Raw genomic sequence first — 11,541 nt, forward strand, 5'->3', positions numbered from 1 at the left:
GCTCCTCAGCCGATCCAGCAGCGGGTGACGCTGCCGTCCTCGACCTCGAAGTTGATGCGCCCGGACAGGTACTCCATGGTGATGATCGAGCCGGGCGGCAGGGACCGGACGACCCGCCAGCCGCGGGTCCTGGCGAGCTGCTCGGCCCCTTCGGCGTCGAGGCCCACATAGGACTCGGGAGCGTCGCGAGGCGGTTGGGGCGTGCGCGAAGTGGGTGACATGAACCTCACGTTAGTCCCTCGGCGGTCACGCTTGTGTCACAAGTTCTCGACATATGTTCGGCCGGCCCGCCACCCGCCACGGGGCGGGTTTCCGGCCATTTCTCCAGCAATTCGGAACAGTGCCCGGCAGTTCGCACGAAGGGTGCGGAAGTGCGGTCGAGGGGCGTTCAATTCCCCTCTTCCCGCGAACCCGTCCCGAATTGCCTCGGCGACGCGCGCCCGAGGCGCACACTCTTCCCTTACAGAATGCTTACGCTGTCCCAACGCCCGGAGACGCGGAGCCGGGAGGACGGCGAGGCGGAGGCACCGATGGGCAACGGGACAGCGGCCGCGGCCGCCGAATCGGCCCGGCCGCGGCACGGCCGCATCCTGATCGACTGGCTCACCACCACCGACCACAAGAAGATCGGCCATCTCTATCTGGCCACCTCGTTCGTCTTCTTCCTGCTCGCCGGACTCATGGCGATGCTGATGCGGGCCGAGCTGGCACGCCCGGGGCTCCAGTTCGTCACGAACCTGGAGTTCAACCAGGCCTTCACCCTGCACGGCACGATCATGCTGCTGCTCTTCGCGACGCCCACCTTCGCCGGCTTCGCGAACGAGCTGGTGCCGCTGCAGATCGGCTCGCCGGACGTCGCCTTCCCGCGGCTGAACATGTTCTCGTACTGGCTGTTCCTCTTCGGCGGCCTGATGGTGCTCGGCTCCTTCCTCACCCCCACCGGCCCCGCCGCCTTCGGCTGGACCGCCTACGCCCCGCTCAACAGCCTGGAGCGGTCGCCGGGCGCCGGCGTCGACCTGTGGATCATGGGCCTCGCGCTCTCCGGCTTCGGCACGATCCTCACCTCGGTGAACTTCCTCACCACCATCGTCGGCATGCGGGCACCCGGCATGACCATGTTCCGGATGCCGATCTTCACCTGGAACGTCCTCTTCACCACGATCCTGGTGCTCGCCGCCTTCCCCGTCCTCGCGGCGGCGCTGCTCGTCCTGGAGGCCGACCGGCGCCTCGGCTCCGTGGTCTTCCAGCCCGAGAACGGCGGGGCGCTGCTCTGGCAGCACCTCTTCTGGTTCTTCGGCCACCCCGAGGTCTACATCATCGCGCTGCCGTTCTTCGGGATCGTCAGCGAGATCATCCCGGTCTTCTCCCGCAAGCCGATCTTCGGCTACGCGACGCTGGTCGGCGCCACCATGACGATCACCGGTCTCTCGGTCGTCGTCTGGGCCCACCACATGTTCGTCACGGGCGCGGTGCTGCTGCCGTTCTTCTCGATGCTCTCGTTCCTCATCGCCGTGCCCACCGGGGTGAAGTTCTTCAACTGGACCGGGACGATGCTGAAGGGCTCGCTCTCCTTCGAGACCCCGATGCTCTGGTCCGTCGGCTTCCTGGTGTCCTTCCTCTTCGGCGGGCTCACCGGCGTCATCCTCGCCTCGCCCCCGATGGACTTCCAGGTCACCGACTCGTACTTCGTGGTCGCCCACTTCCACTACACGGTCTTCGGCACGGTCGTCTTCGCCACCTTCGCGGGCTTCTACTTCTGGTGGCCCAAGTTCACCGGCCGGATGCTCGACGAACGGCTCGGGAAGATCCACTTCTGGACGCTCTTCGTCGGCTTCCACACGACCTTCCTGGTGCAGCACTGGCTGGGCGCGGAGGGCATGCCCCGCCGGTACGCCGACTACCTGGAGGCCGACGGCTTCACGGCGCTCAACACGGTCTCCAGCATCGGCGCCTTCCTGCTCGGCATGTCCACGCTGCCGTTCCTCTACAACGTCTGGCGGACCTGGCGGTACGGGGAGAAGGTCGACGTCGACGACCCCTGGGGCTTCGGGCGCTCCCTGGAGTGGGCCACCTCCTGCCCGCCGCCCCGGCACAACTTCGCGTCCGTGCCCCGGATCCGCTCCGAGGCGCCCGCCTTCGACCTCCACCACCCCGAGTTCGCCGCGTACGAGCGGATGCGGCTCAGCCCTCCGGCCGGTCGAGGGTCCGGGACGGACGGTCCCTGAGCACCCGCACTACGCGTGCGCCGCCGCCCGGGGTGCGGGTCCGGGCGCGGAACGCGGAGGCGCCGCCGAGGGGCGCCGTCCGTGTGCCCGCCCTCCCGCACGGGAGCGGGACGCAGGCCACGGACGGGTGGTGGGGTTCCGGTGGGTGCGGCCCGCGTGGGGACCCCGTCAGCGGAGGCGGCGGACCATCCGCCCCGCCCGGGCCTTCTGCGCGTAGACCGCGTCGATCAGCCGCCCCACACCCCGGTGCAACCGGACCCGCCCCGGCGAGTGCACCCGCCGCCCCGCGCCCCGGGTGACGAGCTCGGTCCACAGGGCCTCGTGGCGCGCGGCGATCCGCGCCGGGTCGAAGCGTTCGGAGGCGGTGAGAGCGGCGCGCCCGGCCTTGGCGCGCAGTTCGTCGTTCTCGACGAGTTCGCGGAGGGCCGCCGCGACAGCGGTGACGTCGTCGACGGGGACGAGGCGTCCGTCGACGCCGTCCTCGATGATCTCGCGCGGCCCGTGGGGGCAGTCGGTGGAGACGACGGGCAGTCCGCACCGCATCGCCTCGACGATGGTCATGCCGAAGGACTCCCGCTGCGAGGTCACCGCGGCGATCGAGCCCTTGGCCCATTCCGGTTCCATCGGGGTGACGGCCCCCATGAGGAAGACCTGCCCGCCGAGCCCGAGGGCCTCGATCTGCCGGGCCAGCGGGCCCTTGAGGTCCTGGACGGCGTCGCCGGAGCCGTAGATCCGCAGCTTCCAGTCGGGATGGTCGGCGGCCACGGACGCGAAGGCGTCGATCAGCAGGTCGTACCGCTTGACGCGGGTGAGCCGGCCCGCCGCGACGACGGTCCGGGCCGCGGGGTCGGCGGGCGGCGCGGCGGGCGCGGGCACGCTGTTGGGGACGGCCTCGACGCGTACGCCGGGCAGGCGGAGCCTCCGGTAGGCACGGGCGTCGGCCTCGGTGACCGTGGTGACGGCGTCGAGGAGCGCGTACTCGTGGCCGATGTCGCGGCGCAGCCGGTAGCTGTGGCCGTCGAGGATCAGATGCTCCTGGCCGACGAGGACCGGCCCCCGCCGGGCCTGCCGGGCGAGGTGCACGTTGAGTCCGGGGCGGGTGGCGACGAGGACGTCGGCCTCCACGCCGCGCAGGTACTCCCCGATCCGGCTGTCGGTGAGCGCGCTGTACTGCTTCCAGCGGCCGTCGCCGCGCGGGAAGACCTCGGCCGGCCGGTGGAAGTCGGGGTGGTCGCCGTCGTATCCGGGGCTGTCCTTGCGCAGGTCGACGAGGTGACGCAGGGTCACCCCCGCCGGCAGGCCGAGGCGCGGACGGTCACGGTGACGGAAGACCGAGACGATCTCGACCTCGTGGCGTTCCGCCAGTTCCTCGGCGAGGGTGAACGTGGTCCGGATCGTTCCGCCGTAGTGATAGCCGTTGTGGAGCAGGAAAGAGATACGCATCGCGCTGCCGGTTCCCCCCGGTCGGTCAGTCAGTGGGTCGGTGCCCGACTGTACTGCCGGTGCGGGGGCGCCGCTCACGGGCGGTAGCCGAGCTGGGGGACGGTCGCGCAGTTCTCCGTCATGTCGCCCTGGCTCACCCAGCCCCGCCCGTCCTGCCAACGGGCCACGGACAGACAGGTGTTCCGGGTCGCGGGCGGCCGGGCCAGGTGCTCGAACCGTACGGGCAGCAGCAGTCCGCGCGCGGTGTACGGCTCCGGACGGTTCATGAACTCCTCGACGCAGCCCCGGGTGAGCGCGCCCCGGGCGAGGCAGGAGCGGGCCGCGTCGGTGAACCACATCGCCGCCGCCCACCCCTCCAACTGCCATTGCGACAGGGGCCGGTCGCCCATCGCCGCACGGAACTCGCGGACCGCGGGCTGTCTGGTGTCCTCGTAGTCGCGGCTGGAGCCCGTCACCCACAGCGAGGCCCGGCAGCCGGGGGCCCGGGCGTAGTCGTGGGGGACGGCCGAGGACCAGTTCTGCACGTTGGTGACCTTGGCGGCGACCCGGACCCCGAGCGCCTCCATCGCCTCGCACAGGCGGACGTTGCCGTGGGTGTCCATCGCGTCGAGGAGGAGGTCGACGTGTTCGGCCCGCAGATCGGCGGCGACGGCGCGGAAGTTGGGCAGGGCGAAGTCGACCTGTTCGTCGACGACCCGGTAGCCCTCGGCGCGCAGTCCGCGTGCGATCAGCCGGGCGTAGGAGGCGGAGGCGGCCTGGTTGTAGGAGACGACGGCGGCGGTCCGCGCGCCCAGCTTCTCGCGGAAGTACCGGTAGACCTCGGTCCCGCCGTACAGCGTGCCGCCCCAGCCGGGTGCGCGTCCGGTGCGCGGGGCGGAGCTGCCGTAGATGCCGTAGAGGTGCGGATAGGTGTCGTAGGCGGGGGTGAGGGGCTGGCCGCCGATGTCGGGGACCCCGGCCTTGGCGACGAGGGGCGCGCCCGCGTAGTCGAGGGCGGTGGTGGCGACGAGGGCGAAGACGCCGCGCTCGTCGACGAGCCGGTGCACGCACGCGTTGTTGCCGACGCCGCTTCCGCCGTCGTCGCAGGTCTCGACCTCGATCCGGCGCCCGTCGAGGCCGCCGTGCGCGTTGAGGGCGTCGAACCAGGCGCGGGCTCCGTCGCGCGGGCCGGTGAAGGCCTGCCCGCCGACCGGGCTGGTGGTGCTGGTGATGATGCCGATGCGGAGCGGCTCACCGCCGGAGGGGTTGGCGGTGGGCCGCGTCTCGAAGGCGCTCTCCGGGAGCCGGCTGCCGCACCCCGCGAGGAGCGCGAGCAGCAGCGCCAGGAGCAGCGCCGCGACCGCCTCAGCAGCCCTGAACGGTGACACCGCTCAGCTCGACCAGGCCGCACAGGGTCTTCACGGAGACCTTCCACGTGTCGTTCTGGAAGACGGAGGTGCCCTGGGAGCCGGTCAGGGCGGGGGTCCCGCCGACCAGCAGGTCGTAGGTGACGTTGGCGCCGGTGGCCGAGGTGAACTCGATGCCGGTGACCTTCGCCGAGGTCATGGCCGCGTTCTTGTCGCCGGCGAAGGCGCCGAGCACCGGCTGCATCTGTTCCCCGTTCTCCAGGAGCTTCACCTTCTCGGCGACGGGCGTCTTGGGGTCGAAGAACGCCGTCCAGTTCTTGGTGATCTGGGCCTTGGCGGCGACCGGATCGGTGGGGACGGTGGCCGACGGGGAGGGCGAGACCGTGGCGCCGCTCTTGCCGCCGTTGTCGTTCGAGCAGCTCACGAGGGCGGGCGCCAGGGCGAGGACGGCGACGGCCCCCAGAACCGCGAGACGGGAGCGTCCGCCGCGTCGTACGACATCCATCTGGCTCACCACCGGGTGTCCCGCCAGTCCGGAGCGGCTGGTGTTTCCAGGGTGGGACGGATCGGGGCATAGTGCAAGGAAAGAGACAGCACGGGGAGGAGACGAGGGAGGCCCGCGTGCCGACGTCCCGGATCCTGCTCTGGAGCGGTCTCGCGGCGGCCGCCGGGGGCGCGGTGCTCTGCGCGCTCGGCTGGTACGGGATCTCCGGCGAGCGCTTCGCGGAGCGCCAGCTGCCCTATCTGGCCTCGTGCACGGTGCCGGGGGCGGCGCTGATCGTGGCGGGCGCGGTCCTGGCCGGGACGGCGGCGCTGCTCCCCGTACGCCCTCCGGAGCCGCGGCCCGCCGAACCGGAGGAGACTCCCCCGCCGTCCTCGGACGGCCCCCTCCTGCGGGTCCCGGGCGGGACCCTCGCGCACCGTCCGGACTGCCCGCTGGTGGCGGGCAGGCCGGAGGCCGTGGAGGCGGGGGACGCGGAGCTCGCCCCCTGCCCGGTGTGTGAGCCGTGGCCTCCCTGACGTACGAGCTGACGCTCGCCGGCCTCGCGGTCGGCAGCGCCGCCGCGCTCACCGGCATCGGGCTGATCGTCACCTACCGGGCGACGGGGGTGCTGAACCTGGCGCACGGCGCGGTCGCCATGGTCTGCGCGTACGTGCTCCGCCAGCTGGTGGTCGACTGGGGCTGGCCACTGCCCCTGGCCGCCCCGTTCACCCTCCTCCTCGTCGCCCCCGCCCTCGGCCTGGCCCTCGACCGCGGCGTCTTCCGCCCCCTCGCGCTCCGCGGCTCGAACCCGGCGCAGACCCTGGTGGCGACGATCGGCGTCTTCGTCCTCCTGGTGGGCGGGGCGGTGCTGCTGTGGGGCCCGGGGGCCCGGGACGACGCGCCCGTGCTGCTCGGCGACGATCCGTGGGCGCAGCTCGCGGCGGTGGTGGCGCTGGCCTGCCTGGTGGGGGCGGTGACCCGGTGGACGCGGTTCGGCCGGGAGCTGCGGGCGGTGGTGGACAACCGGCCGCTCGCCGTCCTGGCGGGGATCGACGCGGACCGGGTCGCGGCGGCGGGCTGGGCGTTCGGCGCGTTCACGGCCGGGCTCACGGGGGTGCTGCTCGCCCCGTACGTACGGCTCGACCCGTACGGGATGCCGCTGCTCGTGGTGGAGGTGATCGCGGTCGCGGTGATCGCCCGGATGCGGTCGCTGCCGGTGGCGGTCGGGGCGGCGCTGGCGATCGGCGTGGCCCAGGCGCAGCTGACCCGGCTGCACCCGGAGGGCTGGGCGGGCCCGCTGCTCCAGGCCGTCGGGGCGAACCTGTTCGTGGTGGCGCTCCTGGTGGCGGCGCTCGTCCTGCCGGGCGTCGGCGGCAAGGGCCGGGACGCCCTGCCGCCTCCGACGCGCGCCCCCCGGGTCCCCACCGCCCTCTGGCTGGTCGTCGGCGTCCTGCTCCTCCTCCCCCTGGGCCTCGCGGGCTCCGACCTGCACACGGCGGTCCAGGTGCCCGCGCTCGCCGTGATCCTCCTGTCCCTGGTCGTGGTGGCGGGTCGGGGCGGCCAGATCGCGCTGGGCCAGGCGGCGTACGCGGGCCTCGGCGCCCTCTTCACGGCGCTCCTGGCGACGGCCGGGCTCCCGGCCCTCGTCGCGCTGGGCCTCGCGGTGCCGATGGTGGCCGTGACCGGCCTGCTGACGGGCCGGCCCGCGATCCGGCGGCACGGCCTGGCCCTCGCCCTGGCGACCCTCGCCGTGGGGGTGGCGGTGAGCCGCTTCGTCCTCACCCAGCCGTACGCGACGGCGGACCTGACGCTCGGCCGCCCGGCCGGCTTCTCCGACGACCGCGCCTTCTACGCCCTGGAGCTCGTCGTCCTCGCCGGCTGCCTCGCCCTGGTGGCCGCCCTCCGCCGGGGCCGCACGGGCCGTGCCCTCGCCGCCCTCCGCGACCACGAACCGGGCGCCGAGGCCGCGGGCGTCCCCGTCCCCCGCCTCAAACTCCTCGCCTTCGTCCTGGGCACCGCCCTCGCCGCCCTCGGCGGCGGCCTCCTCGCCCTGGGCCTCCGCGCCTTCGACCCGGACCAGTACGACCCCGTCCGCGGCCTCCTCTGGTTCGCCGCCGTCCTCGTCCTCGGCGCCGACAGCCTCCTCACCCCCCTGGCCGCGGCCGCCCTCCTGACCACCCTGGACGCCGGCCCCCACGCGGGCACAGCAGCAGCCCTGATAGGTCTCCTGGCAACCCTGACGGCCCGCATCCCCCCGCTGACGGACCTCCTCCCACCGCCCCACCCGGCCCCCACGGGAGCCGGGGGCACCCCTGCTCACACCCCCCGCCCTGAGGCCGGCCCGCCCGGGGCCCTCCTTCCCGAGGCAGGCCCGCCCGGGGCCGGCCCTTCCAAGGCCGGCCCTTCCAAGGCCGGTCCGGCCGCAGGCCGGACGCCCTCCCACGGCGGGCCTGTCGCCGACGGCGCCCGGTCCCCGGTGGCAGGACCCGAACCCGCGCCGCGCCGGACGCGTCCGCACCGCCCCACGCCCACGCCCCGCACGGGACTCCGCGCGTACGACCTCACCCTCACCTACCCCGGAGGGGTCACCGCCCTCTCCCATGTGACGCTCGACCTCGAACCCGCCCGGGTCACCGCCCTCGTCGGGCCCAACGGTGCGGGCAAGAGCACACTTTTCGACTGTCTCGCGGGGACGCTGAGGCCGCGCCGGGGGGAGGGGCGGATCACGCTCGACGGGGCCGACATCACGGCGCGGTCCGCGCACGCCCGGACGCGGCTCGGCATCGCGCGGACCTTTCAGCGGCTCGCGGTCTTCCCGTCGCTCACCGTGGAGGAGAACGTCCGGATCGGCGAGGAGCAGGGGCGGGACGGGCGGCGGACCGATCCGGCCGCGGTGGAGCGGAGCCTGCGGCTGCTCGGACTGGCCGGGGCCGTACGGAACCGGCCGGCGGCGGACCTGCCCACGGGGACGCTGCGCCGGGTCGAGCTGGCCCGCGCGCTGGCCGGGGGGCCGCACACGCTGCTCCTGGACGAGCCGGCCGCCGGGCTCGACGCCGCCGAGACGGCCGCGCTCGCCCGGATCCTGGCGGCCCTCGCGGCGGACGGCCTGACGGTCCTCGTCGTCGAGCACGACCCGGACCTCGTCGCCGGGATCGCGCACACGGTGCACACCATGGAGGGGGGCCGGATCCTGTCGTGAGCGTCGAGATGGCCCTGCGCGCCGCCCGGGTCCGCTACGGCCCCCTGGAGGCCCTGCACGGTCTCGACCTGCCCGTGCCGGCCGGGACGGTGACCGTCCTCCTGGGCCGCAACGGCGCGGGCCGGACGACCGCCCTGCGCGCCCTCGCCGGCACGGTGGGCCTGTCGGCGGGCCGGGTGGAGTGGCGCGGGGCCGACGTGACCCGCCTGTCGGCGCACGCGCGGGCGCGCCGCGGGCTGTGCTTCGTACCGGATCTGCGGGCGGTGTACGCGGGCCTCACCGTCGCGGAGAACCTCGCGCTCGCCGCGCCCGGAGCCGCCGGGCCCGACGCCGCCGCCCCGTACCCCGAGCTCGTCCCCCTGCTGTCCAGGACCGCCGGGACGCTGTCCGGCGGGGAGCGCCGGATGCTGGCGCTCTCCCGCGCGCTGCTCGCACGCGCGCGCGTGGTGCTCGTCGACGAGCCGTCGCTCGGCATGGCCCCGCCGGTCGCGGCCCGTACGTACCGGATGCTCACGGCGCTCGCCGTGGAGCGCGGGGCGGCCGTGGTCCTGGCCGAGCAGCGCGTACCGGACGGGCTGCCGCCCGGCTCGCTCGTGCACGAACTGCGGCGCGGCTCCCGTGCGTCGAGCGGCGAGCCGGCCGAGTACCGGTGACCCTCAGAGCGGGTCGATCCGCAGCATGGTGCCGACGACGATCCGGTTCGGGTCGGCCCCGATCAGGCTCCGGTTCGCCGCGTACAGCGCCTGCCAGCCGCCCTTGATCCCGAAGCGGCGGGCGATCGAGCCGAGGGTGTCGCCGGCCTGGACGGTGTGGACGCGCCCGGACAGGCCGTACCGCTTGGAGCAGACGGGCCAGGCCACCCAGCCCTGGGTGCGCAGGACCTCCTCGGCGACGGTGATCTGCTGCTGCCGGGTCGCCAGGTCGGCGCGCGGGGCGTACTTCGGGCCGCCGTGCTCGACCCAGGTGGGGTGCCAGAACTGGAGGCCGCCGTAGAAGCCGTTCCCGGTGTTGGCGTTCCAGCGTCCGCTGCTCTCGCACTCGGCGACGCATCCCCACGGCCACTGGTCCCGCGCGCAGGCGTACGCGGGCACGGAGGCGGCCTCCCTGAGCGTGTCCGACACGTCCTGGAGCGCGGCGGAGGCCTCTTCCCGGACCTCGGCGGACGTCTCCCGCACGGCGGCCGAAGCGGCGGCCGAGGCGGCGGCAGGCACGTCCCCCGGCCCGGGAGAGGCGTCCCGGGCCCGGGCGGGCGCCGGGGCCAGGGTCAGGAGCGCGGCCGCGGACGCCGCCACGAGGGAACCGGCCGTCCAAAATCGGATCTTCGACATCGGGGCAGGCTAGGCAGCGCCCCGGCGCCCCCGGCCCGTGCCGCGCGGAACACTGTTCACACCCCACCCGGTCGGAGTCACCCGCCCCCTCGCACACGCCACTGGCAACTTGCCTCGTTTCCACGCGTGACCCCGGCCGAGGCTGACCCGTTGAACTCGGCATGAGACGCCCGGGAACGGCCCGGCGTCCCCCCGTACCGAGTCCAGGGAGCCCCCCGTGCCGCGCATGCTCGACGTCAGCGAGGACGTACGCGCCGAGATCGGCGACGAAGAAGCGGACCGGCTGCTCGCCGGCGACAACGCCCCGGGCAGCTACGACTGCACCTCCTGCCGCACGCCGGGGAACTCCGAGCAGGAGCAGACCAGCACGGTGCTGTTCGTCGGCGAGGAGACCGCGGTCCTCGCGTTCGCCCACGCCACCTGCATCCCCTCGCAGGTCGTCCGGGTCGCCGAGGAGCAGCTCCAGGGCGCCGTCGCCTCCATCACGGCCTCCGACGCCGCCGACGCGCTCTCCGCCTCCCACCCCGAGCAGGCCGTGCTCGGGGTGACCAGCGGTCTCGTCCTGATCCAGGGCGAGCTGCACCCGGCGCTCGTCGTGGAGCCGACCGCCCCCGTGGCCCGTCCGGGCTCGAACGGGCTCACCGACGAGTTCCTGCCGCTCCTGGCCGAGCAGGGCTTCCAGCAGGTCATGAGCCTCGACGAGACGCCGACGGCGCTGCCGGGCTGGTCGGTCCTGGTCGCCATGGGCCAGCTGCACTCCGTGCTCCAGCCGGGGCCGGGCGGTGCCGGGCAGGCCGCCTGGTGGCAGGCGCACCAGCCGCTCCAGGTCACCGAGGGCTGGCGGGCGGCGGCCAACAAGTCGCACACGGTCCTGGTCTTCGCCGCCCCGGTGGGTTCGATCGGCCAGCAGCCGCGCGAGGACCTGCTGCGCGACGCCCTGGAGAAGGCCGCCGCGAACGGCCGTCTGGTCGCCGCCGCGATGCCGCTGGCCGGCACCTGATGGCGGACCGCCGGCCCGGCATAGGGTGGGCGCGCGTCCCCGGGGCGGGGCCGGGACCGGGCGTTCCGACCGTGCCGCGCCCCCGGGCTTCCCTTTCGGAGAGCCGCCCGCATCCGACGGGCGGCGGTGTCGTTGGCACCTATGTGCACCCATACGACCCGTTCCTCCAGCCGTATCCGAGCCAGATCCCCCCGATGCGCCCCGCACGGGACGTCTCGGCAGGCCCTTCGCCCACGCCGATCTTCGACGCCCTGTACTCGGAGTACCGCCGGTCGTTCCGTACGCTGCCGGGCGACCGCAGCGGCGAGGAGGAGCTGGGCTTCCGGGCCTTCGGGACGGTCCTGAGCACGGGCCTGTACGGGCAGGGGCAGCGGCCCGCGGCGTACCAGGCGCAGCAGCCTCCGCACCCCCGGGCGGCGCTGCCGCCGGGGCCCCGCAGGGGTCTCTAGGCACGGACGGTGTGACACGGCGGAGGGCCGGGCTCGATCGAGCCCGGCCCTCCGCCGTGTCACAGCA

General features: G+C 74.2%; 11 protein-coding genes. 6 read left to right on the top strand and 5 right to left on the bottom strand.

What is annotated here, in order from left to right; genetic code table 11:
• Positions 1–5 precede the first annotated feature (5 nt).
• Positions 6–221: an I78 family peptidase inhibitor gene (locus ACFYUS_RS19020; RefSeq protein ID WP_388852850.1), complete on the bottom strand. Its 216-nt coding sequence runs from the start codon at positions 219–221 to the stop codon at positions 6–8.
• 309 nt (positions 222–530) lie between these two features.
• Between ACFYUS_RS19020 and ctaD the strand changes: the two genes are divergently transcribed.
• On the top strand, positions 531–2,225 hold the full coding sequence (gene ctaD, locus ACFYUS_RS19025; protein WP_388852853.1) for a cytochrome c oxidase subunit I: 1,695 nt from the start codon (positions 531–533) through the stop codon (positions 2,223–2,225).
• A 168-nt stretch (positions 2,226–2,393) separates the two neighbouring features.
• On the opposite strand, the gene ACFYUS_RS19030 is transcribed toward ctaD, so the two are convergent.
• The 3 genes from ACFYUS_RS19030 to ACFYUS_RS19040 form a co-directional block, all read right to left on the bottom strand.
• A complete protein-coding gene (locus tag ACFYUS_RS19030) occupies positions 2,394–3,668 on the bottom strand; it encodes a glycosyltransferase family 4 protein (protein ID WP_388852856.1) in 1,275 nt (424 codons plus the stop codon).
• A 74-nt stretch (positions 3,669–3,742) separates the two neighbouring features.
• A complete protein-coding gene (locus ACFYUS_RS19035; RefSeq protein WP_388852859.1) occupies positions 3,743–5,035 on the bottom strand; it encodes an ABC transporter substrate-binding protein in 1,293 nt (430 codons plus the stop codon).
• Positions 5,013–5,519 carry a hypothetical protein gene (locus tag ACFYUS_RS19040; protein ID WP_388852862.1) on the bottom strand — a complete coding sequence of 169 codons (507 nt, stop codon included), beginning with the start codon at positions 5,517–5,519 and terminating at the stop codon, positions 5,013–5,015. Before ACFYUS_RS19040 ends, ACFYUS_RS19035 begins: the two co-directional genes overlap by 23 nt.
• Before the next feature lie 116 nt (positions 5,520–5,635).
• Between ACFYUS_RS19040 and ACFYUS_RS19045 the strand changes: the two genes are divergently transcribed.
• The 3 genes from ACFYUS_RS19045 to ACFYUS_RS19055 are packed head-to-tail and all read left to right on the top strand — an operon-like array spanning position 5,636 to position 9,350.
• Positions 5,636–6,034 (top strand): hypothetical protein, encoded by a 399-nt coding sequence (locus ACFYUS_RS19045; protein ID WP_388852865.1) that lies wholly within the window; start codon positions 5,636–5,638, stop codon positions 6,032–6,034.
• On the top strand, positions 6,022–8,697 hold the full coding sequence (locus tag ACFYUS_RS19050; RefSeq protein ID WP_388852868.1) for an ATP-binding cassette domain-containing protein: 2,676 nt from the start codon (positions 6,022–6,024) through the stop codon (positions 8,695–8,697). Before ACFYUS_RS19045 ends, ACFYUS_RS19050 begins: the two co-directional genes overlap by 13 nt.
• Positions 8,694–9,350, top strand: a complete 657-nt coding sequence (locus ACFYUS_RS19055; protein WP_388852871.1) for an ATP-binding cassette domain-containing protein — start codon at positions 8,694–8,696, stop codon at positions 9,348–9,350. The genes ACFYUS_RS19050 and ACFYUS_RS19055 overlap by 4 nt, the downstream gene beginning before the upstream one ends.
• A 3-nt stretch (positions 9,351–9,353) precedes the next feature.
• Here the strand turns inward: ACFYUS_RS19055 and ACFYUS_RS19060 are convergent, their stop codons facing one another.
• Positions 9,354–10,025 carry a transglycosylase family protein gene (locus ACFYUS_RS19060; RefSeq protein ID WP_388852874.1) on the bottom strand — a complete coding sequence of 224 codons (672 nt, stop codon included), beginning with the start codon at positions 10,023–10,025 and terminating at the stop codon, positions 9,354–9,356.
• A 217-nt stretch (positions 10,026–10,242) separates the two neighbouring features.
• Between ACFYUS_RS19060 and ACFYUS_RS19065 the strand changes: the two genes are divergently transcribed.
• The gene (locus ACFYUS_RS19065; protein WP_388852876.1) at positions 10,243–11,025 is read left to right on the top strand and encodes a hypothetical protein; all 783 of its coding nucleotides are present in this window, start codon (positions 10,243–10,245) and stop codon (positions 11,023–11,025) included.
• 194 nt (positions 11,026–11,219) lie between these two features.
• The gene (locus ACFYUS_RS19070) at positions 11,220–11,474 is read left to right on the top strand and encodes a hypothetical protein (RefSeq protein ID WP_388852880.1); all 255 of its coding nucleotides are present in this window, start codon (positions 11,220–11,222) and stop codon (positions 11,472–11,474) included.
• The last annotated feature ends 67 nt before the right edge of the window (positions 11,475–11,541 follow it).

Source organism: Streptomyces sp. NPDC004284, from assembly GCF_042874035.1.
GTDB lineage: Bacteria > Actinomycetota > Actinomycetes > Streptomycetales > Streptomycetaceae > Streptomyces.

What these genes read in the sequence shown, in the direction of transcription:
- ACFYUS_RS19060 (WP_388852874.1), bottom strand. Translation starts at nt 10,025, where the DNA reads ATGTCGAAGATCCGATTTTGGACGGCCGGTTCCCTCGTGGCGGCGTCC.
- ACFYUS_RS19040 (WP_388852862.1), bottom strand. Translation starts at nt 5,519, where the DNA reads ATGGATGTCGTACGACGCGGCGGACGCTCCCGTCTCGCGGTTCTGGGG.
- ACFYUS_RS19020 (WP_388852850.1), bottom strand. Translation starts at nt 221, where the DNA reads ATGTCACCCACTTCGCGCACGCCCCAACCGCCTCGCGACGCTCCCGAG.
- ACFYUS_RS19070 (WP_388852880.1), top strand. Translation starts at nt 11,220, where the DNA reads ATGCGCCCCGCACGGGACGTCTCGGCAGGCCCTTCGCCCACGCCGATC.
- ACFYUS_RS19030 (WP_388852856.1), bottom strand. Translation starts at nt 3,668, where the DNA reads ATGCGTATCTCTTTCCTGCTCCACAACGGCTATCACTACGGCGGAACG.
- ctaD (WP_388852853.1), top strand. Translation starts at nt 531, where the DNA reads ATGGGCAACGGGACAGCGGCCGCGGCCGCCGAATCGGCCCGGCCGCGG.